22 protein-coding genes and 1 pseudogene are annotated in these 21,874 nt (G+C 65.4%); 16 read left to right on the top strand and 7 right to left on the bottom strand.

Annotated features, from left to right (window positions below; all coding sequences use genetic code 11):
• Positions 1-442: pseudogene (locus AWC08_RS00815) on the top strand (PE family protein); the annotation flags it as partial.
• Positions 443-495: 53 nt separating this feature from the next.
• Here the strand turns inward: AWC08_RS00815 and AWC08_RS00810 are convergent.
• The 3 genes from AWC08_RS00810 to AWC08_RS00800 are packed head-to-tail and all read right to left on the bottom strand — an operon-like array spanning position 496 to position 2,517.
• Positions 496-954 (bottom strand): nitroreductase family deazaflavin-dependent oxidoreductase, encoded by a 459-nt coding sequence (locus tag AWC08_RS00810; RefSeq protein WP_065134227.1) that lies wholly within the window; start codon positions 952-954, stop codon positions 496-498.
• Between the two features lie 8 nt (positions 955-962).
• Positions 963-1,349 (bottom strand): DUF8021 domain-containing protein, encoded by a 387-nt coding sequence (locus AWC08_RS00805; protein ID WP_065134226.1) that lies wholly within the window; start codon positions 1,347-1,349, stop codon positions 963-965.
• A 4-nt stretch (positions 1,350-1,353) separates the two neighbouring features.
• Entirely contained in the window at positions 1,354-2,517 is a 1,164-nt protein-coding gene (locus AWC08_RS00800; RefSeq protein ID WP_069435209.1) for a steroid 3-ketoacyl-CoA thiolase, read from the bottom strand.
• Positions 2,518-2,648: 131 nt separating this feature from the next.
• On the opposite strand from AWC08_RS00800, the gene AWC08_RS00795 reads away from it, so the two are divergent.
• The 10 genes from AWC08_RS00795 (at position 2,649) to AWC08_RS00750 (ending at position 12,093) form a co-directional block, all read left to right on the top strand.
• Entirely contained in the window at positions 2,649-3,899 is a 1,251-nt protein-coding gene (locus tag AWC08_RS00795; RefSeq protein WP_065134224.1) for a cytochrome P450, read from the top strand.
• Between the two features lie 5 nt (positions 3,900-3,904).
• Positions 3,905-4,909, top strand: a complete 1,005-nt coding sequence (locus AWC08_RS00790) for an acyl-CoA dehydrogenase family protein (protein WP_085087292.1) — start codon at positions 3,905-3,907, stop codon at positions 4,907-4,909.
• Complete coding sequence (gene fadE29, locus AWC08_RS00785; RefSeq protein ID WP_069434964.1) at positions 4,910-6,073, top strand: acyl-CoA dehydrogenase FadE29; 1,164 nt, start codon at positions 4,910-4,912, stop codon at positions 6,071-6,073.
• The gene (locus tag AWC08_RS00780) at positions 6,070-7,023 is read left to right on the top strand and encodes a bifunctional MaoC family dehydratase N-terminal/OB-fold nucleic acid binding domain-containing protein (protein ID WP_069434963.1); all 954 of its coding nucleotides are present in this window, start codon (positions 6,070-6,072) and stop codon (positions 7,021-7,023) included. The genes fadE29 and AWC08_RS00780 overlap by 4 nt, the downstream gene beginning before the upstream one ends.
• Positions 7,020-7,421, top strand: a complete 402-nt coding sequence (locus tag AWC08_RS00775) for a MaoC family dehydratase (RefSeq protein WP_065134220.1) — start codon at positions 7,020-7,022, stop codon at positions 7,419-7,421. Before AWC08_RS00780 ends, AWC08_RS00775 begins: the two co-directional genes overlap by 4 nt.
• A complete protein-coding gene (locus AWC08_RS00770) occupies positions 7,422-8,579 on the top strand; it encodes a lipid-transfer protein (RefSeq protein ID WP_069434962.1) in 1,158 nt (385 codons plus the stop codon).
• Positions 8,580-8,689: 110 nt separating this feature from the next.
• Positions 8,690-9,529 (top strand): hypothetical protein, encoded by an 840-nt coding sequence (locus tag AWC08_RS00765; RefSeq protein WP_065134218.1) that lies wholly within the window; start codon positions 8,690-8,692, stop codon positions 9,527-9,529.
• Positions 9,530-9,675: 146 nt separating this feature from the next.
• On the top strand, positions 9,676-10,398 hold the full coding sequence (locus AWC08_RS00760; protein WP_065134217.1) for a FadR/GntR family transcriptional regulator: 723 nt from the start codon (positions 9,676-9,678) through the stop codon (positions 10,396-10,398).
• Positions 10,395-11,090 carry a sterol desaturase family protein gene (locus AWC08_RS00755; protein WP_065134216.1) on the top strand — a complete coding sequence of 232 codons (696 nt, stop codon included), beginning with the start codon at positions 10,395-10,397 and terminating at the stop codon, positions 11,088-11,090. Before AWC08_RS00760 ends, AWC08_RS00755 begins: the two co-directional genes overlap by 4 nt.
• Positions 11,091-11,247: 157 nt before the next feature.
• Positions 11,248-12,093, top strand: a complete 846-nt coding sequence (locus tag AWC08_RS00750; protein WP_069434961.1) for a hypothetical protein — start codon at positions 11,248-11,250, stop codon at positions 12,091-12,093.
• Between the two features lie 58 nt (positions 12,094-12,151).
• Here AWC08_RS00750 and AWC08_RS00745 read toward each other — a convergent pair whose 3' ends face one another.
• Both AWC08_RS00745 and kstD read right to left on the bottom strand, forming a co-directional pair.
• The gene (locus tag AWC08_RS00745; protein ID WP_069434960.1) at positions 12,152-13,012 is read right to left on the bottom strand and encodes a MaoC family dehydratase; all 861 of its coding nucleotides are present in this window, start codon (positions 13,010-13,012) and stop codon (positions 12,152-12,154) included.
• A 1-nt stretch (position 13,013) separates the two neighbouring features.
• Positions 13,014-14,696 (bottom strand): 3-oxosteroid 1-dehydrogenase, encoded by a 1,683-nt coding sequence (gene kstD / locus AWC08_RS00740; RefSeq protein ID WP_065135096.1) that lies wholly within the window; start codon positions 14,694-14,696, stop codon positions 13,014-13,016.
• Positions 14,697-14,768: 72 nt separating this feature from the next.
• Between kstD and AWC08_RS00735 the strand changes: the two genes are divergently transcribed.
• The 5 genes from AWC08_RS00735 (at position 14,769) to AWC08_RS36955 (ending at position 20,671) form a co-directional block, all read left to right on the top strand.
• The gene (locus AWC08_RS00735; protein ID WP_069434959.1) at positions 14,769-15,554 is read left to right on the top strand and encodes a 2-keto-4-pentenoate hydratase; all 786 of its coding nucleotides are present in this window, start codon (positions 14,769-14,771) and stop codon (positions 15,552-15,554) included.
• 21 nt (positions 15,555-15,575) lie between these two features.
• Positions 15,576-16,490 carry an acetaldehyde dehydrogenase (acetylating) gene (locus AWC08_RS00730; protein ID WP_065135092.1) on the top strand — a complete coding sequence of 305 codons (915 nt, stop codon included), beginning with the start codon at positions 15,576-15,578 and terminating at the stop codon, positions 16,488-16,490.
• A complete protein-coding gene (gene dmpG / locus AWC08_RS00725) occupies positions 16,487-17,542 on the top strand; it encodes a 4-hydroxy-2-oxovalerate aldolase (protein ID WP_065135093.1) in 1,056 nt (351 codons plus the stop codon). The genes AWC08_RS00730 and dmpG overlap by 4 nt, the downstream gene beginning before the upstream one ends.
• A 107-nt stretch (positions 17,543-17,649) precedes the next feature.
• Entirely contained in the window at positions 17,650-19,434 is a 1,785-nt protein-coding gene (locus AWC08_RS00720; protein WP_065135094.1) for a PPE family protein, read from the top strand.
• Positions 19,435-19,627: 193 nt separating this feature from the next.
• Positions 19,628-20,671: a hypothetical protein gene (locus tag AWC08_RS36955; RefSeq protein WP_167544926.1), complete on the top strand. Its 1,044-nt coding sequence runs from the start codon at positions 19,628-19,630 to the stop codon at positions 20,669-20,671.
• Positions 20,672-20,679: 8 nt separating this feature from the next.
• Here AWC08_RS36955 and AWC08_RS00705 read toward each other — a convergent pair whose 3' ends face one another.
• The gene (locus AWC08_RS00705; protein WP_142283336.1) at positions 20,680-21,306 is read right to left on the bottom strand and encodes a hypothetical protein; all 627 of its coding nucleotides are present in this window, start codon (positions 21,304-21,306) and stop codon (positions 20,680-20,682) included.
• A gap of 58 nt (positions 21,307-21,364) precedes the next feature.
• Positions 21,365-21,868, bottom strand: coding sequence for an MTB12 family secreted protein (locus tag AWC08_RS00700; RefSeq protein ID WP_065137313.1), 504 nt, complete (start codon positions 21,866-21,868; stop codon positions 21,365-21,367).
• Positions 21,869-21,874 lie beyond the last annotated feature (6 nt).

The raw sequence follows: 21,874 nt of genomic DNA, 5'->3' as shown, positions 1-21,874 counted from the left end.
CCGGACGGCTGGAAGCCGAGCTGGCCCAGCGGGCCCAGAACATCGCCGTCACGGCGGCAACGCCGGCCTGCTGTTCTCGAGTGCCGGTGGCGGTGGTGCTGGTGGTAATGGCGTCACCGGCGGCGCCGGGGGTAATGGCGGCGATGCCGGCTGGCTCGGCTGCGGCGGTATCGGTGGCGCCGGCGGGCATGCGGACGTCAGCGCCGGTGCCGGGGGCAAGGGCGGTACGGGCGGGCGGCTGTTGGGTGTCGGTGGCGCCGGCGGTGCCGGCGGGGACAGCGCAACCGCCGGCGGCAAAGGCGGCGACGGCGGCAATGCGGTGTTGTTCGGCAACGGCGGCAACGGCGGCAATGGCGGCCTGGGTCCGACCAAGGGCGCCGCCGGAGCCGGTGGCACCGGCGGGACAGTGCTCGGCGTCGACGGGTTGGCCGGGTTGACCTAGCCGGCGGGTTCGATGCGATAGCGCCGGATTACGTTCCAGCGCTTACGGTGTCGTCAGGCTGGGTCGCAGATGACGATCGGGATCGTGCGATCGGTCCAGGCCTGGTAGTCCTCGTAGCTCGGATACATGTCCACTAGCTGTGGCCAGTACTTGGCGCGTTCCTCGTCGGTGGCGTCGCGGGCGGTGAGGTCGAGCACTTCCTTCTTGATCTGCACCTGCACCTTTGGATTGGCCTTGAGGTTGAGATACCACATCGGGTTCTTGGCCGCCCCTCCCTTGGAGGCCGCAACGATGACCCGGTCGCCGTCGCGCAGGAAGTACAACGGGCTGACGCGGGGTTCACCGGTTTTGCGGCCGGTCGTGGTCAGCAGGGCGACGGGGATCTTCTGGAACGTGCCGCCCAGGCCCTCGCCGCCGTTGCGGCGGTACAACCACGTGTTGAGGCGCGACATCCACTTGATGAGAACGTCGGTGACGGGCGAATCCTGAAAGCGCGGGCGGGGTTTGGGCATAAGGGATCCTAGTGCTTGATGAATGGCGTGAAACTGGCCCTGATGTGGTGTATCTCGGCCTTGCCGGTGACACTTTCGGCCGGAATGACGAAGGTTTCCGTGACCCGCGCGGCAACTCGCCGTCCGCCGAACGCGGCCTTGCTCAGGACGTCGTAGCTGGCATGCACCTCGTCGCCGTCGATGCGGTATTGCGGCGGGGTGGCGTCGGCGATGACGCGGTACTGCAGGCCGCGATTAAGGCCGCGCCGCAGATGATTTCCGGAGAAGCCGTTCTTCAAGCCCAGCTCGATGCGGGTGCAGCCGGCCGCAAACGGAACGGCCTCGGCGTCATGGCTCACCAGCGCGTCAATGTAGCTCTGGGCCGCCGCGATGCGACTTTCCTCGGAGACGTGCACAGGCCTAGATGCGCTCGATGATGGTCCCAGTCGACAGGGCACCGCCGGCGCACATGGTGATCAGCGCGGTGCTCTGGTCCGTGCGCTCCAGCTCGTGGAGCGCGGTGGTGATCAGCCGGGCGCCGGTGGACCCCACCGGATGGCCCAGGGCGATGGCGCCGCCGTTGACGTTGACCCGGTCCATGTCGGGCTCATGCACCCGTGCCCAGGACAACACCACCGACGCGAACGCCTCGTTGATCTCGACGACGTCGATGTCGCCCATCTTCATGCCGGCCTTCTCGAGCACCCTGGCTGTGGACTGGACGGGACCGTCCAGGTGGTAGTACGGCTCGGCGCCGACGTTGGCCTGGCTGACGATGCGCGCCCGTGGCCGCAACCCGAGCGCCTTGGCCTTGTCCTCGTCCATCCAGAGCACCGCAGCCGCGCCGTCGGAAATCTGCGAAGAGGTTCCCGCGGTGTGGATGCCGCCCTCCATCACTGGCTTGAGCTGGCTCAGTCCTTCTAGCGTGGTCTCGCGCAGCCCCTGGTCGCGGGTGACCGGTGCCCGCTCGTCGGTGGGCCGCTTGTTCTCATCGAGCACCGGCGCCACGATCGGGGAGATTTCGCGCTCGAACCGGTTCTCCTCCCAGGCCCGCTTGGCTTTGGCCTGTGAGGCGAAGCCGAACGCGTCGATCTCCTCGCGGGTGATGCCGCGGCGCTTGGCGATGCGCTCGGCAGCCTCGAACTGATTGGGCATGTCGATGTCCCAGGACGCCGCGCGGATCGCCGCACGGTCGGGGCCGGCGTTGGCGCCCAGTCCCACCCGGCTCATCGCCTCGATGCCGCAGGCGATGCCGATGTCGATGGCGCCGGTGGCGATCAACCCGGCGACGAGGTGGTTGGCCTGCTGACTGCTGCCGCACTGGCAGTCGATGGTGGTGGCGCCGACGTGCTCGGGCAGACCGGCCGTCAGCCAGGCCACCCGGGTGATGTTGTTGGACTGCTCACCGAACTGCGTCACGCAGCCGCCGACGAGTTGTTCGACGTCCCCGGCTTCGATACCGGCCTTGTCGACCAGTGCCTTCTGCACCGCCCCGAGCAGTTCGGTGGCGTGCAGTCCTGATAGCCATCCATTGCGCTTGCCGATGGGGCTGCGGGTGGCTTCGACGATTACCGGGTTACCCATGAAGCCAGGCTAGAACACGTTTCATTACTATGACAAGCGAGGACGGTTACCTGCCTTTTATCTGCGGAGGAGCCGTGTTTTACTGGCACTAGAACACGTTGCAATTGGTGTTGCAAAAGGAGCGCATATACATGGCACCCCCCCACATTCCCGCCGACTTCGATTTCCTGGACCCTGACGTCAACCTGGCAGGCTTGCCCGTCGAGGAGCTTGCCGCGCTGCGGAAGGCCGAGCCGGTCCACTGGGTCGACATCCCCGGTGGCGCCGGTGGCTTCGAGGACCACGGATACTGGCTCGTCACCAGGCACGCCGACGTCAAGGAGGTGTCGCGCCGCAGCGATGTGTACTCCAGCTGGATGAACGGCGCCATCCCGACCTGGCCACCGGAGATGAAGCGCGAGCAGGTCGAACTGCAGCGCAGCGTCATGCTCAATATGGACGCGCCGCACCACACCCGGTTGCGCAAGATCATCTCCCGCGGCTTCACGCCACGGGCCATCGGACGGCTGGAAGCCGAGCTGGCCCAGCGGGCCCAGAACATCGCCAAGACGGCGGCGACCGCCGGCAGCGGTGACTTCGTCGAGCAGGTGGCGTGCGAGCTGCCGCTGCAGGCCATCGCCGGCTTGCTCGGCGTGCCGCAGGAGGATCGCGACAAGCTGTTCCGCTGGTCCAACGAGATGACCGGCGGCACCGACCCGGAGTACGCCGACATCGATCCCGCGCAGTCGTCGATGGAACTGATCACCTACGCCATGGCGATGGCCGCGGAGCGAAACCAGAATCCCACCGACGACATCGTCACCACGCTCATCCAGGCCGACATCGACGGCGAGAAGCTTTCCGATGACGAGTTCGGCTTCTTCGTGATCATGCTCGCGGTGGCCGGTAACGAGACTACGCGCAACTCGATCACCCACGGGATGATCGCGATGGCGAACAACCTCGATCAGTGGGAGCTGTTCAAGAAGGAGCGGCCCTCGACCACCGCCGACGAGATCATCCGCTGGGCCACTCCGGTTTCTGCCTTCCAGCGCACCGCGAACGAGGACACCGAGTTGGCCGGCGTGCAGATCAAGAAGGGGCAGCGGGTGGTGATGTCCTACCGCTCGGCCAATTTCGACGAGGACGTGTTCGACGACCCGCACACCTTCAACATCCTGCGCGACCCGAATCCCCATGTCGGTTTCGGCGGCACCGGTGCCCACTACTGCATCGGCGCGAACCTGGCCCGCATGACGATCAACCTGATCTTCAACGCCATCGCCGACCACATGCCGGACCTCACGCCTGTGTCGGAGCCCGAGCGGTTGCGGTCGGGCTGGCTCAACGGGATCAAGCACTGGCAGGTCGACTACGCCGGCAACAGCGCGGCGGCGCACTGATCGCGATGGACTTCAATCTCAGCGCAGAGCAGGAGGCCGTCGCCGACGTCGTCACCTCGGTTCTGGACCGGGAACTGAGCTGGAAAGCGTTGGCGGACGGCGGCGTAACGGCATTGGCGGTGCCGGAGCGGCTTGGCGGCGACGGGGTGGGCCTGGCCGAGGTGGGCACCGTGCTCACCGAAGCCGGCCGGCACGGCGCCATCACGCCGGCACTGGTCACCCTCGGGTACGGCGTGGTGCCACTGCTCGACCTGGCGTCGCAGGAGCAGCAGGACCGTTACCTGGCCGGGGTTGCGGGCGGCGGGGTGCTGACTGCCGCCCTCAACGAACCCGGGTCCGCACTGCCGGACCGACCGGCTGTGTCTTTCGCGGGGGGCGTCCTGTCGGGCGTGAAAGTCGGTGTCGGATACGCGGAGTCGGCTGACTGGATGCTGGTTACGGCGGACAGCGGCGTTGTGGTGGTGTCGCCCAAGGCCGACGGTGTGCGGCTGGTCCGCACTCCGGCGTCCAGCGGATCCGACGAGTACACGGTGACCTTCTCCGACGTCGCCGTCGAAGACGCGGATGTGTTGGCGGGCGCTTCCGCGGAGCGGGTAAACCAGTTGGTGCTGGCGATGATCGGCGCCTATGGCGCCGGATTGGTAGCCGGGGCGCTGCGGTTGACCGCCGACTACGTGGCGAACCGCAAGCAGTTTGGTAAACCGCTGTCGACGTTCCAGACGGTGGCCGCTCAGTTGGCGGAGGTGTACATCGCCTCGCGCACAATCGATCTCGCGTCCAAGGCCGTACTGTGGAAGCTGGCCGAGGGGCGCGACGCCGGCTCCGATCTCGACGTGCTCGGGTACTGGCTGGCTTCGCAGGCACCGCCGGTGATGCAGACCTGCCACCACCTGCACGGCGGCATGGGTATGGACATCACCTACCCGATGCACCGGTACTACTCCACGATCAAGGACCTGACCCGGCTTCTGGGCGGGCCCTCGCACCGTCTCGATTTGGTTGGAGTTTAGATGTTTATCGACCTCACCCCCGAGCAGCGGCAGCTGCAGGCGGAACTACGCGAATACTTCACCAACCTGATTTCGTCCGACGAGGCGAAGGCGATGGAGAAGGACCGCCACAACGAGGCGTATCGGGCGGTAATCCGCCGGATGGGCAAGGACGGCAAGCTCGGCGTGGGCTGGCCAAAAGAATACGGCGGTCTGGGTTTCGGGCCGATCGAGCAGTCGATCTTCGTCAACGAGGCGCACCGGGCCGACGTGCCGCTGCCCGCGGTGACGCTGCAGACGGTGGGTCCAGTGCTGCAGCAGTTCGGCACCGAGGCGCAGAAGAAGAAGTTCCTGCCGGCGATCCTGGCCGGTGAGGTGCACTTCGCGATCGGTTACAGCGAACCGGAGGCCGGCACCGACCTTGCGTCGTTGCGCACTTCCGCGGTGCGCCAGGGCGACGAGTACATCGTCAACGGCCAGAAGATGTGGACCACTGGCGGACACGACGCCGACTACGTCTGGCTGGCCTGCCGGACCGATCCGGAAGCCGTTAAGCACAAAGGCATTTCCATCCTGATCGTGGACACCAAGGATCCTGGTTACTCCTGGACACCGGTGATCCTGTCCGACGGCGCGCACCACACCAACGCCACCTACTACAACGACGTTCGAGTGCCGGTCGACATGCTGGTCGGCGAGGAGAACGGTGGATGGCGGCTGATCACGACCCAGCTCAACAACGAGCGGGTGATGCTCGGGCCGGCGGGTCGCACCGCCGGCATCTATGACCGCCTGCACGCCTGGGCGTCCAAGCCGGGCGGCAACGGCGTCACGCCAATCGATCATCACGACGTCAAGCGGGCGCTCGGTGAGATCTACTCGCTGTGGCGGGCCAACGAACTGCTGAACTGGCAGGTCGCAGCCGCCGGGGAGGACATCAACGTGGCCGACGCTGCGGCGACGAAAGTGTTTGGCACCGAGAAGATTCAGTACATCGGGCGGCTGGCCGAGGAGATCGTCGGCAAGTACGGGAACCCGGCCGAGCCGGAAACCGCGGAGCTGCTCGAGTGGCTGGACTCGCAGACCAAACGCAACCTGGTGATCACCTTCGGAGGCGGTGTCAACGAAGTCATGCGCGAGATGATCGCGGCTTCGGGCCTGAAGGTGCCGAGGGTGCCTCGATGAGCGGACTCCAGGACGCTATCGCGGAGATCGTCGCGGGTGGCGGTGGTAAGCCGCGCGTCGGCCGGGATCCGGTGAACCAGCCGATGATCAACAACTGGGTCGAGGCCATCGGCGACCGCAACCCGATCTACGTGGACGAGGCCGCGGCGCGCGCGGTGGGACACCCCGGACTGGTGGCGCCACCGGCAATGATCCAGGTGTGGACGATGTTCGGACTGAACGGGGCACGGCCGGACGACGACCCCATGGGTCCCATGATGAAGCTGTTCGACGACAACGGGTACATCGGAGTGGTCGCCACCAATTGCGAGCAGACCTACCACCGTTATCTGCGGCCGGGCGAGGAAGTCAGCATCACCTCAGAGATGGGTGATGTGGTGGGCCCGAAGCACACCGCGCTCGGTGAGGGCTTCTTCATCAACCAGCACATCGTGTGGCGGGTCGGCGATGAAGATGTCGCCGAGATGAACTGGCGCATTCTGAAATTCAAGCCGACGGCCGCGGCGTCTACCGAGTCGGCGGTGCCGGATGACTTGGACGCGGACGCCATGATGCGGCCGGCTTCCTCGCGTGACACCGCGTTCTTCTGGGAGGGCGTCAAGGCGCACGAGCTGCGGATCCAAAAGCTCGCCGATGGTTCGTTGCAGCATCCGCCGGTGCCTGCGGTGTGGCAGGACCCGGCCGATCCCGTGGACTATGCAGTGGCCAGCGGGCGCGGCACCGTGTACAGCTTCGTCGTGCATCATGCGCCGAAAGTGCCTGGCCGCACTTTGCCTTTCGTGATCGCGTTGGTGGAGTTGGAGGAAGGCGTCCGGATGCTGGGCGAGTTGCGCGGTGTCGAGCCTGCCGCGGTGGAGATCGGAATGCCGGTGCGCGCAACGTATATCGACTTCCCGGCGGGTGATTCCGGTCCGGAGTGGACGCTGTACGCCTGGGAGTTGGACGCATGAGCGCGCCGGTGATTGAGGTGGGGTTGCAACTGCCCGAGCTCAAGCTGTATGGCGACCCGACGTTCATCATCTCAACGGCATTGGCCACCAGGGACTTTCAAGATGTGCACCACGACCGGGACAAGGCCCAGGCCAAGGGATCCAAGGACATCTTCGTCAACATCCTGACCGACACCGGCCTGGTGCAGCGCTACATCACCGACTGGGCCGGACCGTCGGCGCTGATCAAGTCGATCGGGCTGCGGCTCGGGGTGCCGTGGTACGCCTACGACACGGTGACCTTCTCTGGCGAGGTGACTGCGGTGGAGGACGGGTTGATCACGGTGAAGGTGATCGGCGCGAACAGCCTTGGCAACCATGTCATTGCGACGGTGACCCTGACGATGGGGGACGCATAGATGTTGTCCGGTAAGGCGGCCATCGTCGGGATCGGTGCCACCGACTTCTCCAAGAACTCGGGCCGGTCCGAGCTACGGCTGGCGGCCGAGGCGGTTGGTGATGCGCTTGACGATGCGGGGCTTTCGCCATCAGACGTCGATGGGCTGACGACCTTCACCATGGACACCAACACCGAGGTTGCGGTGGCACGCGCGGCCGGCATCGGCGACCTGAAATTCTTCTCCAAGATCGGTTATGGCGGCGGCGCAGCGTGCGCGACCGTGCAGCAGGCGGCTCTGGCGGTGGCCACCGGGGTGGCCGATGTGGTGGTGGCTTACCGCGCCTTCAATGAACGCTCCGGCATGCGGTTCGGCCAGGTTCAAACGAGGCTCACCGAGAACGCGGATTCAACGGGCGTCGACAACTCCTTCTCCTATCCGCACGGGCTTTCGACACCTGCGGCGCAGGTCGCGATGATTGCCCGGCGCTACATGCACTGGTCCGGCGCCACGAGCCGCGACTTCGGTGCGGTGTCGGTGGCCGATCGCCGACACGCGGCGAAGAACCCGAAGGCCTATTTCTACGAGAAGCCGATAACCATTGAGGATCACCAGAATTCGCGGTGGATCGCCGAGCCGCTGCGGCTGCTGGACTGCTGCCAGGAAACCGACGGCGCGGTGGCCATCGTGGTGACCTCGGTGGAGCGGGCACGCGACCTCAAGCACCGTCCTGCCGTCATCGAGGCGGCGGCGCAAGGATCCAGCCCCGACCAGTACACAATGGTCAGCTACTACCGGCCCGAGATCGGGCTGCCCGAGATGGGCGTGGTGGGTGACCAGATGTGGGCGCAATCCGGGTTGCAGCCTGCTGACATCCAGACCGCGGTACTGTACGACCACTTCACGCCGTTCACGCTGATTCAGTTGGAGGAGTTGGGATTCTGCGGCCGGGGTGAGGCCAAGGACTTCATCGCCGGCGGCGCGATCGAAATCGGCGGGCGACTGCCCATCAACACGCACGGCGGTCAACTCGGTGAGGCCTACATTCACGGGATGAACGGAATCGCCGAGGGCGTGCGGCAATTGCGTGGGACATCGGTGAACCCGGTGCCGGATGTCGAGCATGTGCTCGTCACGGCCGGAACGGGTGTGCCGACGTCGGGTTTGATCTTGGGCTGAGTGGGTTCTCATGCGCCGAGCGTGGACGTACAGTCGCGCTCGGCGTCGAGCGCGACTGTGTGGTCACACTGAAGTGACGAGGCGCGGCGGGCGTGGCACGCTGCCCTGCCGTGGCGGAACCGTTCATCGGCAGCGATGCCGTGAAAGCCGGCACTAAGTCGCATAACCAGTTGCGTCGGCGATACCAAAGGATCTTCCCCGACGTCTACATCAGCAAGGACATCGACCTGACGCCGGTACAGCGTGCCCACGCCGGATGGTTGTGGTCGCGTCGTCGTGGAGTAGTTGCCGGCCTATCAGCCTGCGCTTTGTACGGCAGCAAGTGGATTGACCCGGATCAGCCCGCGGAGCTCATTCACGGCAATCGGAGTCATCCGTCCGGAATGCGGGTTCGCGGTGATCGCCTACGGCCCGACGAGGTGCAAGTCGTCAACGGCTTGCCGGTTACGACCCCAGCCAGAACTGCTCTGGATCTCGGATGCTGGTATCCGCCTACTTTCGCCGTGCCGGCCATTGATGCGTTGGCTCGCGTGTGCGGCCTTGCGGTGAGCGACCTCGGCGTCCTCTTGGAGCGCTATCCAAAGCGCCGCGGGATCCGGCGTGCCCGTATCTCCGTCGAACTGATGGATGCCGGAGCGCAATCCCCGAAGGAGAGCTGGCTGCGGATGATCCTGGTGATGGCCGGCATTCCGAGACCGCAAACGCAGATTCCGGTTCCGGATGAGTGCGGTGTGGTGTTCGCCCATCTCGACATGGGCTGGGAAGAAGTGAAAGTCGCCGCCGAGTACGACGGCGAGCACCACAGAACTGACCGCGAACAGTACGGATGGGATCAACGGCGCAGGGAGAGGCTGGAGCGTCTGGGCTGGCTCGTAGTCCGGGTGATCGCAGGGCAACGGCCGTCGGAGATTATCAGCCGGGTTCGTTCCGCACTTGCCAGCCGGGGGTGACTGTGTCGAAGGCGCGCCTAGTGCGACTGCACAGTCACGTTCGACGGCGGGCGCGACTGTGCATTAGTTCTCGGCCAGCAGACCCGAAGGCCAAGCACTGGTATGACCACTTGACCTCTGGCCGCACCGCAGGCTAAGGTCGTCTTATGCCCTTCCAGCCGGTCAACCGCAAGTCGGTACCCGAAGACGTCTTCGATCAGATCGTGTCTGAAGTGCTCAGTGGGGGGATCCAGCCCGGGCAGACCCTGCCGAGCGAACGGCGCCTCGCCGAGGTGCTCGGGGTTTCTCGACCCGCGGTTCGTGAGGCCCTCAAGCGGGTTGCCGCAACGGGTCTCGTAGAAGTCCGGCAAGGTGACTCCACCACGGTGCGTGACTTCCGCCGGCACGGCGGGTTGGACCTCCTGCCGAGTCTGCTGGTGCGCGCCGGCGAACTCGACTACTCGGTGGTTCGCAGCATCCTCGAGGCCCGTTTGCACATCGGGCCCAAGGTGGCCGAACTGGCGGCCGAGCGTCGGCCGCCGGAGCTGGCCGCGTTACTCGACGAAGCACTTGACGCACTTGAGGGGGAGGCAGATCCGGTCGAGCGTCAACGCAGGGCTCTGGCCTTTTGGGACCACGTCGTCGATGGCGCCGATTCGATCGTGTTTCGGCTGATGTACAACACACTCCGCGCGGCGTACGAACCTGCTCTGTCCGCTCTCGCCGTCGTCATGGCTGCCGAAGTCGGGCGTATTGAGGGCTACCGCGCGATTGTGACGGCGATCGCCTCGGGCGATCAGTCCGCGGCCAAGCAAGCTGCGCACGACCTGCTCGAACCCGCAACCACGGCACTGAACGCCGCTTTCACGAGTCTGGAGGATCAACGATGACCACAGCAACCGCCCGCAAAGGCCTTACGCTCGGCCAAGCGGGTCGCGAATTCTGGAAGCACCCGTCGCCGTGGATGATCGGCACTACGTTCTTCGTAGCGCTGGTGGCGCGCGTGGTGGTCGGTGACTGGCAATGGACTGACGCGCTGCTGCCCGCGCTGATGGTGGCGGCGTTCCCCTTCTACGAGTGGGTCATCCATGTGGTGATACTGCACTGGCGCCCCCGCAGCATCGGCCGACTGAAAATCGATCCCCTGCTTTCGCGCAAACACCGTGAACATCACGCGGATCCACGCAATGCCGCACTCGTCTTCATTCCGTGGAAAGCACTGCTCTGGATCCTGCCGTCCTCGTTGGTATTTGCCATCGCGCTGGCCGAACTCACCCGGCCTGGTCTGGCATTGACTTACCTCACGTGCTACGCCGGCATGGGCATCGTCTACGAGTGGTGCCACTACCTCGTCCACTCCGACTACAAGCCCAAGACCAGGCCGTATCGGGCCATCTACCGCGATCACCGCTTGCATCACTACAAGAACGAGCATTACTGGTTCACCGTGACGACTTCGGGTACGGCCGACCGCGTGTTCGGCACCTATCCCAATCCTGCTGATGTGTCTACGTCACCGACTGCCAAGAATCTGCATGGCGGTTCCCCTGACGCGATGGAGTCGGTGCCCGCGGCGGGTTGAGGCGACCGGGGATCGCCCGGGACGACGCCGAGGCCCGTTACTTTCGGAACGTCACGCCAGCGTGGCTGTGGGAGCCGAGCGTCACGCTGGGGTGACGCTGTGGATAGTTGCCTCATGGTGATGTGACGGCCATCGTGCTCTCTGCGACGCTGCCGTCGTGGGCCAGCCATTTGTCGGTAGTGAAGCCGTTGCCAACGGGGAGCTCACCAAGAGTGCACTCCGGACGCGGTACAGAAGATTGCTTCGTGACGTGTACGTCGCCCAGCATGTGGAGCTGACACCAGACGTGCGGGCCAGAGCGGCATGGCTGTGGTCGAGCCGGCGGGCGATCGTTGCGGGTCTGACCGCCAGTGCGGTGCACGGGGCGAAGTGGGTCGACCCGGACGCACCGTTGGAAATCCTGCACACCAACCGAAACCCATTGCCTGGAATGAAAGTTCGCGGCGATCGCATCGAACACGACGAGATCCTCTGGCTGGACGGCGTGCCGGTGACCACCGCGGCCAGAACCGCGCTCGATCTAGGTTGTTGGTATCCGACGAATGACGCAGTGGCCGCAATCGACGCTCTGCTGTCAGCTACAGATCTGAAGCCTTCCGAGGTGGAGTTGCTCGTTGAGCGGTATCCCGGCCGGCGCGGGATACGGATTGCGAAGATAGCGCTCGAACTGGCCGATGGCGGGTCGCAATCGCCAAGAGAGACCTGGCTTCGACTGCTGCTGATGAGGGCAGGATTCCCTCGCCCGCAAACGCAAATTCCGGTCTGTGACGAGTTTGGTGAGCCTTTCGCATATCTCGACATGGGCTGGGAGGATTTAAAAGTCGGCGCCGAATACGACGGCGAACAACACCGGATTGATAAACGGCGCTACGCCTGGGATCTTCGTCGACAGGAAAAGATCGAAGCTCGCGGTTGGCTAAACGTCCGGGTTGTCGGGACGGATCGGCCCGCAGCGATCATCGGACGTGTGGCGGCCGCCCGAGCCCGCCGAGAGTTGCGCTAGCTTGACGCTCGACTGTGACTGCCACGCTAGCGTGACGCTCGGCGTGAAGGCGAGAGGGCTAGACGGGAATCAACTCGACGCCGCTGAGCACCACCGCATCATCACGGGCGGGCGCGACGACGCCGGCCAGGAAGCGGCCGTCTTCTTTCCAGACGTTGACTTGCAGCGTCTCTCCGGGATAAGCCACACCCGCGAAGCGGGCACCGTAGGCCGCTACGGCGGATGCGTCACCGTCCAGTAGGGCGTCCGTGATCGCCTTGCAGGTCATGCCGTAGGTACACAGGCCGTGCAGGATCGGCTGCGGAAAGCCTGCGGCAGCGGCGAATTCGGGGTCGGAGTGTAGCGGGTTGCGGTCGCCGCACAGCCGGTACAGCAGCGCCTGCTGCGGCAACAGCGGCATGGCGAGCTCCAGGTCGGGCGCGCGGTCAGGTGCGGCGTCGGAACCGGAAGGCCCACGCTCACCGCCGAAGCCGCCTTCGCCGCGCGCGAAAATCGACCGCTTCTGCGTCCACAGCACCGTGCCATCCGGCGCCGTCGCGGTGGTCTCGCTCCAGATGACCGCGGCCTTGCCCTTGTCCCAGATATCGGTGAACCGGGTGACGGCCTTTGCCGAGCCTGAGGGCGGCAGCGGCGCAGGGACTTCCACGCGTTCGCTGGCGTGCAGCACCTTGCTGAGTTCGATGTCGATGCCGGGGAACTGAACGGTGGGCGGAGTGGTCATGTGGAAGGTGGCGGCGACGTTGCCGAAGGTGGGTAGCACCTGCGGGGTGTCGTCGACCAGGTAGCGCAGCTCGCGCGGGTCCATCGGGTCCGCACCCGCGCCCAGGCCGAGGTGGTAAAGCTGGATATCGCTACTGCTCCACGAGAATTCGATGGGATCCAGTTCCGCGGCCAGCGCGGTAGCGACGTCGATCGGCATGTCAGCGTGCTCCTGCGATGTGTAGTGCCGCGAGGTATCCGAACGTCATCGCCGGCCCGATGGTGCCGCCCGGACCCGGGTAGGTGTGTCCCATCACCGGTGCGCTGACATTGCCTGCGGCGTAGAGCCCTTCGATAATGCTGCCGTCGTCGCGCAGGGCCCGCCCGTGTACATCGGTGCGGATGCCGCCCTTGGTGCCCAGGTCGCCGGGCACCATCTTGGCGGCGTAGTAGGGCGCGTGGGTGAGCTCGCCGAGGTTCGGATTCGGTTTGTTGGTGGGGTCGCCGTAGTACTTGTCGTAGGCGCTCTCGCCGCGGTGGAAGTCTTCGTCGACGCCAGAGCGTGCGAACTCGTTGAATCGTGCGACGGTCTTGGTGAATTCGTCGACGGGCAGGCCGGCCTTCCCGGCCAGTTCTTCGAGTGTGTCGGCCTTGATAATGACGCCGGACTCCATCCACTTGCGCGGAATACGCTGTCCGGGCTGCAATCCGGCGAAGATGTAGCGATCCCGATACTGCTGGTCGAACACCAGCCAGGCGGGGATGTTCTCGCCCGGTCCGGGGCCCTGGCCGTACTCGCCGCCGTACATGTGGTGGCACGCCTCGACATACGGCATCGATTCGTTCATAAACCGCTTGCCGGACATGTTGACGATGATCGACCCGGGCGAGTTGCGCTCCGACAGCGCGAACCACGGGGCGCCGACCAGCGGCACCGTCGGACCCCACCAAGCGTCTTCCATCAAATCCAGGGCGGCACCCAACTTTTCGCCCGCGATGATGCCATCTCCGGTATTGGCCTTGGCGCCCACTGTCCATTCGGTGGTGATGGGGGCACGTTGATACTTCACCCGCATCTGCTCGTTGTGCTCGAAACCGCCCGAGGCGAGGATCACGCCGCGTCGGGCCCGGATTAACCGCGACTCAGCGGACTCCGGCGCCCCCGCGTCGCGAACGTAGACGCCGCGCACCACGCCGTCCTCGACGTAGAGGTCGGTGAGAGCGGTGTTCAGCGTGACGGGAACTCCGGCTTGCTGCAAGCCGATTCGCAACGGCGCTATGAGCGCCCGGCCCATGCCGACCAAGTTCTTGCCGGTCGACTTCGCCCACATGGTCCGCGCGCCGACCTTGAGGCTGCGCAGCACGCCGCGGGGGTGACGCTTGAGCATGTTCAGCCGCACGTAGTCCTGTTGCATCACAACCACATTGAGCGGCACCTTGCCGTAAGCCGGTTCCAGCCCGGCCTCGTCCGGACCGAGCTTGCGGGCGTTGAACGGCTTCGGCTCGATCGACCGGCCGCCGGCCCGCCCGCCCGGCGCCTCCGGGTAATAGTCGGAGTAGCGCGGTACCCAGCACATCTTCAGGGGCGTGTGCTTGAGCACGAACGAGAGCATCTCGGGCCCGCGCTGCAAGTAGGTGTCGATGCGCTCCGGCTCCACGACGTCGCCGATGATGCCGTGCAGGTACGTGCGGGCCGCTTCGGGGGTGTCCTTCACTTTGTCGCGCCGCAGGACCTCGTTGTTCGGGATCCACACTCCGCCGCCCGAGCGTGCGGTCGATCCGCCATAGTGCGGCGCCTTCTCGATGACTACTGTCGAGAGGCCGCGGTGCGCGGCGGTGAGGGCAGCCACCATACCGGCGCCGCCGCTTCCCACCACGACGACGTCGTACTCCTGTGCTGTCATGTAGAACACGTTATAGAATCGCCCGGGTCGGGCGCTACTGGCCCGGTCACGCGGACGAAGGAACTTCGGTAAATGCTCAGTGATGCGACCCGGGAACAGCTCGCCGCCGACCTGGCGCAGGCCGAGCGCAGCCGTGAGGGAATCGCTCCGTTGACTCCGGCCTACGCGGATATCGACGTCGTCGACGCCTATGAGATCCAGCTGATCAACATCCGCCGGCGGGTTGCCGAAGGGGCCCGGATAGTGGGGCACAAAGTCGGCCTGTCGTCGCCGGTGATGCAGCAGATGATGGGCGTCGACGAGCCCGACTACGGGCATCTGCTCGACGACATGCAGGTCTTCGAAGACGTGCCGGTGCCGCCGTCGCGGTATCTGCTGCCGCGGGTGGAGGTGGAGGTCGGCTTCATCCTGTCCGACGACCTGCCGGGTGCGGAGTGCACCGAGGACGACGTGCTGGCCGCCACCGAGGCGCTGGTGCCCTCGATCGAGCTGATCGACACGCGGATCAAGGACTGGCAGATCAAGATCTGCGACACCATCGCCGACAACGCCTCGTCGGCGGGCTTCGTGCTGGGTGCGGCCCGGGTATCGCCGGCTGACGTCGACGTCAAGGCGATCGATGCGAAGCTGACCCGCAACGGCGAGCTGATCGCCGAGGGTCGCAGTGACGCCGTCCTGGGTAATCCCGTCACCGCCGTTGCCTGGCTGTCCCGCAAGGTGGAAAGTTTTGGGGTGCGGCTGAAGAAGGGTGACATCGTGTTACCCGGGTCCTGCACCTTCGCTGTGGACGCGCGGGCCGGCGACGAATTTGTCGCCGACTTCGCGGGCCTGGGTGCCGTTCGTCTGTCGTTTGAATAGTCTTGATAAGGGAGTCTTCACATGCCGGCTAAGGCAAGCGTCGCCATCGTCGGATCGGGGAACATCAGCACCGATCTGCTCTACAAGCTACTCAGATCCGACTGGCTGGAACCCCGCTGGATGGTGGGCATCGACCCGGAGAGCGAAGGCCTGGCGCGGGCCCGCAAACTTGGGCTGGAGACCAGCCACAAGGGCGCCGACTGGCTCCTGGAACAGGACGAGAAGCCCGACCTGGTGTTCGAGGCGACCAGCGCCTACGTGCACAAGGCGGCAGCGCCCAAATACGAGGCGGCCGGCATCCGGGCCATCGACCTGACCCCGGCGGCCGTCGGCCCGGCGGTCATTCCCCCGGCAAATCTGCGCGCGCACCTGGACGCCCCGAACGTCAACATGATCACCTGCGGTGGACAGGCGACGATCCCGATCGTGTACGCGGTCTCACGGGTCGTCGGGGTCCCGTACGCCGAGATCGTGGCGTCGGTGGCGTCGGTGTCCGCGGGACCGGGCACCCGAGCCAATATCGACGAATTCACCAAGACCACCTCGCGCGGTGTGCAGACGATCGGCGGCGCCGCCCGTGGCAAAGCGATCATCATTCTGAACCCGGCCGACCCGCCGATGATCATGCGCGACACCATCTTCTGCGCGATTCCGGAGGACGCCGACCGGGACGCGATCGCGCAGTCCATCAAGGACGTGGTGGCCGAGGTGCAGACCTATGTGCCGGGCTACCGGCTGCTCAACGAACCACAATTCGACGAACCATCGGTGGTCAACGGCGGCAATCACGTGGTGACGACGTTTGTGGAGGTCGAGGGCGCCGGAGATTACCTGCCGCCGTATGCCGGCAACCTGGACATCATGACCGCGGCCGCGACCAAGGTCGGCGAGGAGATCGCCAAGGAGACGCTTGCTGTGACGGGAGGCGCACGATGACCGGCCACATTCTCGAAGGCGCATGGGATGTTCGCATCACGGACACGTCGCTGCGCGACGGCTCCCATCACAAGCGGCACCAGTTCACCAAGGACGAGGTGCGCTCGATTGTGACGGCGCTGGACGCGGCGGGCGTGCCGGTGATCGAGGTGACGCACGGCGACGGCCTGGGCGGCTCGTCGTTCAACTACGGGTTCTCGAAGACGCCCGAGCAGGAGCTGATCAAGCTCGCCGCCGAGACGGCGCGGGAAGCGAAGATCGCCTTTCTGATGCTGCCCGGTGTCGGCACCAAAGAGGACATCAAAGAAGCGCAGGACAATGGCGGTTCGATTTGCCGCATCGCCACCCACTGCACCGAAGCTGACGTCTCCATTCAGCACTTCGGCCTGGCGCGGGAATTGGGGCTGGAAACCGTCGGATTCCTGATGATGTCGCACACCATTGCGCCGGAGAAACTGGCCGCGCAGGCCCGCATCATGGCCGATGCCGGCTGCCAGTGCGTCTACGTCGTGGACTCCGCCGGCGCCCTGGTGCTCGACGGCGTCGCCGATCGGGTGGCGGCGCTGGTGGCCGAACTCGGCGAGGACGCGCAGGTGGGCTTCCACGGGCACGAGAACCTCGGCCTCGGGGTGGCCAACTCGGTGGAGGCCGTGCGCGCCGGGGCCAAGCAGATCGACGGCAGCGTGCGGCGATTTGGTGCGGGCGCGGGGAACGCGCCGGTGGAGGCGCTGATCGGGGTATTCGACAAGATCGGCGTCAAGACCGGCATCGACTTCTTCGACATCGCCGACGCCGCCGAGGACGTGGTGCGCCCGGCGATGCCGGCCGAATGCCTGCTGGACCGCAACGCCCTGATCATGGGCTACTCGGGCGTGTACTCGAGCTTCCTCAAGCATGCGGTGCGCCAGTCCGAGCGCTACGGCGTGCCGGCTCACCAGCTATTGCACCGGGCGGGCCAGCGCAAGCTCATCGGCGGGCAGGAAGACCAGCTGATCGACATCGCGCTGGAGATCAAGCGCGAGCAGGAAAGTGGTGCCGGCGCGGCCCGGTAGCGGTGTCGCGTAGCGAATCCGGCAAAAGCCGGAAGCTCGGCCGGGGGATCCCCTAGGTTCTGTTGTGTTCGGCGGTTGCGGGGCCGCCACCGAAAGGACCGAGTGCCATGAACTTTGCCGTCTTGCCGCCGGAAATTAATTCTCTGCGGATGTTTGTCGGGGCGGGCGCCGCGCCGATGCTGCAGGCCGCGGTGGCATGGGAGGGCCTGGCCGACGAGCTGGGATCGGCCGCGACTTCGTTCTCGTCAGTGACATCAGGGCTGGTGGGTCACGCTTGGCTGGGACCGGCGGCGTCGGCGATGGCGGCCGCGGCGGCTCCTTATGCGGGATTCTTGAATGCGGCTTCCGTCCAGGCTGCGGAAGCGTCCGGCCAGGCCAAAACCGTGGCCGCCGCGTTCGAGACTGCCCGATCGGCGATGGTCCATCCAGTCGCCGTGGCGGCCAACCGCAGCGCCTTTGTGCAGCTGGTCCGGTCGAATTGGTTCGGGCTGAATGCACCGGCCATCGCGGCAGCGGAGAGTCTTTATGAGGAGATGTGGGCGACAGACGTCGCTGCGATGTCCGGCTATCACTCCGGTGCGTCGCTGGCGGCCGCCGCGTTGTCGCCTCTTGAGCAACTACAGCAGGCCTTGCAGACGTTGCCCAATCTGGGGCTGGGGAATATAGGTAATGGAAACTTCGGCAGCGGCAACACCGGCGATGGCAACGTCGGCAGCGCCAATCACGGTAGTTTTAACTTTGGCAGTGGCAACGGCACGTATTTCGGCACCGACCCCAGCGACAATAACTTCGGCAGCGGCAACTTAGGCAGTAACAATATCGGCAGTGGGAACTTCGGAAACGCCAACATCGGCTTCGGCAACGGGTCTTTCGCCGCCGACAAGGGCAACGGCAACATCGGCAACGGCAACTACGGTAGCAACAACTTCGGAAGTGGTAACACGGGTAGCTTCAACAACGGCTTCGGCAATACGGGAAACAGCAATATCGGCAACGCCAACAGCGGAAACGGTAACGTAGGCAGCGGAAATACTGGCAACAACAACTGGGGGTTCGGTAACAGCGGATCCGGAAACAGGGGCTTTGGGAATACCGGAAACAACAATTTCGGTATTGGTCTGACCGGTGACAATCAGATCGGCATTGGAGGGTTGAACTCTGGCAATGGAAACATCGGACTGTTCAACTCTGGAAATGGTAACATCGGGTTCTTTAATTCCGGCAACGGTAATCTTGGGATAGGAAATTCCAGTAACGCAAACTTCGGCTTCGGCAACTCCGGTGCCGATGCGGGCACATCTCTTCCCGCTGGTCACAATGTCGGGTTCTGGAATTCCGGTTCGCTCAATACAGGATTTGGCAATGCGGGTCAGCTGAACACTGGTGGCGGGAACGCCGGATTAGCCAATTTCGGTTACGGCAATGCGGGTGAACTGAACGCGGGCAGCTTCAATGCCGGCATCCTGAACACCGGGAACTTCAGCGCGGGCGGATACAACACCGGCGACTTCAACTCGGGCGTATTCAATACCGGCTGGGCAAACTCTGGCGCGACAAACACGGGCGTCTTCAACGCCGGTAATCTCAATACGGGCGTCGGAATGATCGGCACCGGCTCCGGTCCGAACTCGGGTATCGGTAACACCGGATCGGGAAGCTCAGGCTTCTTCAATTCAGGCAACGGAACTTCCGGCATTCAGAACGGAGGCGACAACGTCACCGGTTATCTGAATGGAGAGACTGCGCAAGCCTCGGCGGGAATCGGTAACCGTGGCCCGAACGTCGCGGGTATTCGCAACGCGGGCGAGCTGGTGACCGGGATCTTCCACGCGGGTATGAAGGGCTCGGGATTCTTCAACACGGGCGACTTCCAGTCCGGCTTCTTCCACTAGGGCATGTCGCCGCGTCGATGACTCGATGGCGTCGAGGGTCGATGTTGTGCGGCGCGGAGTAAAATCGCACGCAAGGGTCGGGGGACTCTAGCGATAGAGGTTTCCCGTGGGGCGGAAGATGAAGATGAAACAGCTGACAGCCGGTTTCGCGATAGCTGCCGCGTTATCCGTTCTTGCCGTTAATCCCCTCGGCGTGCCAACCGTTGGTCTCGACCTGCCGGTCGCCAGCGCCAAGCCAGGTGGCGGCGGCGGTGGCGGCCCTGGCGGTGACGGGCCTGGGGGCGGTGGCGGCCCTGGCGGCGGTGGCGGCGGTGGACCGGCGTCGCCAGGTAATGGCGGCGGTGGTGGTCCGGCGCCGCAGGGTGGTGGTGGCCCTGGTGGTGGTGGCCCGGCGCCGCAAGCTGGCGGTGGCCCCGCGCCGCAGGGTGGTGGTGGCCCCGGTCGTGGTGGCCCGCCCGGTCAAGGTGGCGGTCCTGGCGGACAGCAAGGGCGTAATTCAGGGCCCACGGCCACGCAGCTGCGTGGGGGCCTGCAGGGCCCGGGTCGAGCGGGCGCCGGTGTCAACGGCAGCTTGCGAGGTCCCGGAGGCCCGGGCGCCGACTTCCGCGGCGCGATGCGCGGTTGGAAAGCCCCGGCGGCCGACTTCCGCGGCGCATTTCGCGGACCGAACGGGCCCCGCGCGGACTTCCGAGGGGGATTCCATCTCAAAGGCACACCACCCGGGAACTTCCGAGCGGCCTTCCGCGGTCTGGCGGCGCCGCCCTTTGCCCGGTGGTGGGGCCCCCGCGGAGACCTGGGCATCAAAGTGCGGGGATTCGACTGGCCGCGTTTCAATCTGAATTGGCGGCTTGGCTGGCGGGGTGGCCCGGCCTGGCTGTTGCGCGGCGCGTTCCGCGGATACGGTGCGCCGCGAGGCGACCTGCGCTGGGATGTCGCTTTCCGCAGTCCGGGTCTGCACCTGCTGCCGCCGCCATGGCACGGCGGTGTTGCGCCCTGGGGCTGGGGACGGGCGCCGTGGGGTTGGGGCCCACCGCCTGCGCCCCCGCGCGGCTGGGGTGCACCGCTGCGGGATTCGCTGCTCCCGTTCGGAGGATGGGGACCGTGGCCGCCACCGGCGGGCTGGGTGGCGCCGACGCTGAACTACCTGGGCTATTCGGTGTTGCCGCTCTGGGATCCCTACTACCAGCAATGGGGCTTCTGGCTATATGGGGTCTGGGTTCCCCTGCAGCCCTACTGACCCTGGATCTACCAGCCAATTCCGATCTGCTGGCAGGTGGACAACACCCCTCCGTAAGCGACAATGCTGTCGGTCCATGCGGCTTCGTCGTACTGAGTTCCTGCGCCGGGACGCACGCTGGCGACGAACAACTGCATGTCATCGACGTAGCGCTGCAGCGCGCGGGTGGCCAGCCGCGGTGGGGTGTTATGTCCGTCAAGGGCCTGTTGGGTGCGGCGCGCCCAGTCCTGAGTGTCGGCGACGAACTTCGGCAGGGCGGCATCTCGCTCCGGCGAACCCGCCTCGCCTGTGGCGAGGAACGCGTTGCTGCGGTCGTCGTTCTCCTTCATCAACGGCCCTATCGCCTGGCATAACGCCTTGTCCGCGTCCGCCACCGGCGGCTTCGCCGTACTCGCCGCCGGTGCGGGCGCGGGATCGGTCATCAGCGCGATCAGGGACATCACCAGTGCCGCCACTGCCAGCACAATTGCCAGACCTACGCCCAGAGTCGTCAAGGAAGGGCGGCGGCGTTGCCGGGGATCGAGAGTGAAATCGGGTGCCGGGGTCTCACGCGGCAACGGATCGGTCTGCGGGCCGGCCGGAAAAGGGCCGCCCGTCCGACGACCGCCACCAAAGTCCCCACCGCGCGTACTCATGTGGAACCAGCTTAGTCGGCGCGCATTCGGGCGCTAGCCGCTCTGCGCGAACAACGGCTCAGAGGTAGTTGTCCGTCAAGCCATACAGTCCGTACAGCAAGTCCCCGGCAGACGCACTCGAGATCTTCCAGCCGTCGTCATTCACAAACGTGAGGGAACGCGTCGTTGCCCCGGAATGAGGACCCCAGGTGGCGACGTCGGCCGACGCGGTATTAGGACCGGCGGGCTGAATATTCGTTACATCGAAAGAAAACGGCACCAGACCCCAGAATTCAGCCTTACCCATCGCGAGATCTGCCTGATAGATCTGCCACCCGGACAGACCCCCTTGCACCAGGTCGCTCTTACCGGAGAAATTGGTGGGGCTGGCAAAGGCGTTGAGCAGGCCAAGGATCTGTTCCTGGGTGGGCACCGCCGGCACCGGAGCAAGCGGAAGTGGGGCCTGGAACGCGGCCGGGCTGATCGTGGGGCGCGCCGGCTGAGCGGGCGCGAGCAGCGTGCCTGCGGCGGCTATCGCGCCGATCGCGGCGACGGCTGTCAGGTTTTTAATTGCGATTTCCACTTCGGT

It is taken from the genome of Mycobacterium gordonae, assembly GCF_002101675.1.
Lineage (GTDB): Bacteria > Actinomycetota > Actinomycetes > Mycobacteriales > Mycobacteriaceae > Mycobacterium > Mycobacterium gordonae.
The sequence above is the reverse complement of the archived record's forward strand: the minus strand, read 5'-3'. Positions and strand labels throughout refer to the sequence as shown.

Excerpts from the sequence above, each read along its gene's own strand:
- AWC08_RS00770 (WP_069434962.1), top strand. The coding sequence starts at position 7,422 with ATGTTGTCCGGTAAGGCGGCCATCGTCGGGATCGGTGCCACCGACTTC.
- AWC08_RS00760 (WP_065134217.1), top strand. The coding sequence starts at position 9,676 with ATGCCCTTCCAGCCGGTCAACCGCAAGTCGGTACCCGAAGACGTCTTC.
- AWC08_RS00705 (WP_142283336.1), bottom strand. The coding sequence starts at position 21,306 with ATGAGTACGCGCGGTGGGGACTTTGGTGGCGGTCGTCGGACGGGCGGC.
- AWC08_RS00795 (WP_065134224.1), top strand. The coding sequence starts at position 2,649 with ATGGCACCCCCCCACATTCCCGCCGACTTCGATTTCCTGGACCCTGAC.
- AWC08_RS00755 (WP_065134216.1), top strand. The coding sequence starts at position 10,395 with ATGACCACAGCAACCGCCCGCAAAGGCCTTACGCTCGGCCAAGCGGGT.
- AWC08_RS00790 (WP_085087292.1), top strand. The coding sequence starts at position 3,905 with ATGGACTTCAATCTCAGCGCAGAGCAGGAGGCCGTCGCCGACGTCGTC.
- AWC08_RS00745 (WP_069434960.1), bottom strand. The coding sequence starts at position 13,012 with ATGCCGATCGACGTCGCTACCGCGCTGGCCGCGGAACTGGATCCCATC.
- AWC08_RS00720 (WP_065135094.1), top strand. The coding sequence starts at position 17,650 with ATGAACTTTGCCGTCTTGCCGCCGGAAATTAATTCTCTGCGGATGTTT.
- AWC08_RS00780 (WP_069434963.1), top strand. The coding sequence starts at position 6,070 with ATGAGCGGACTCCAGGACGCTATCGCGGAGATCGTCGCGGGTGGCGGT.
- fadE29 (WP_069434964.1), top strand. The coding sequence starts at position 4,910 with ATGTTTATCGACCTCACCCCCGAGCAGCGGCAGCTGCAGGCGGAACTA.
- AWC08_RS00800 (WP_069435209.1), bottom strand. The coding sequence starts at position 2,517 with ATGGGTAACCCGGTAATCGTCGAAGCCACCCGCAGCCCCATCGGCAAG.
- AWC08_RS00730 (WP_065135092.1), top strand. The coding sequence starts at position 15,576 with ATGCCGGCTAAGGCAAGCGTCGCCATCGTCGGATCGGGGAACATCAGC.
- AWC08_RS00775 (WP_065134220.1), top strand. The coding sequence starts at position 7,020 with ATGAGCGCGCCGGTGATTGAGGTGGGGTTGCAACTGCCCGAGCTCAAG.
- AWC08_RS00810 (WP_065134227.1), bottom strand. The coding sequence starts at position 954 with ATGCCCAAACCCCGCCCGCGCTTTCAGGATTCGCCCGTCACCGACGTT.
- dmpG (WP_065135093.1), top strand. The coding sequence starts at position 16,487 with ATGACCGGCCACATTCTCGAAGGCGCATGGGATGTTCGCATCACGGAC.
- kstD (WP_065135096.1), bottom strand. The coding sequence starts at position 14,696 with ATGACAGCACAGGAGTACGACGTCGTCGTGGTGGGAAGCGGCGGCGCC.
- AWC08_RS00735 (WP_069434959.1), top strand. The coding sequence starts at position 14,769 with ATGCTCAGTGATGCGACCCGGGAACAGCTCGCCGCCGACCTGGCGCAG.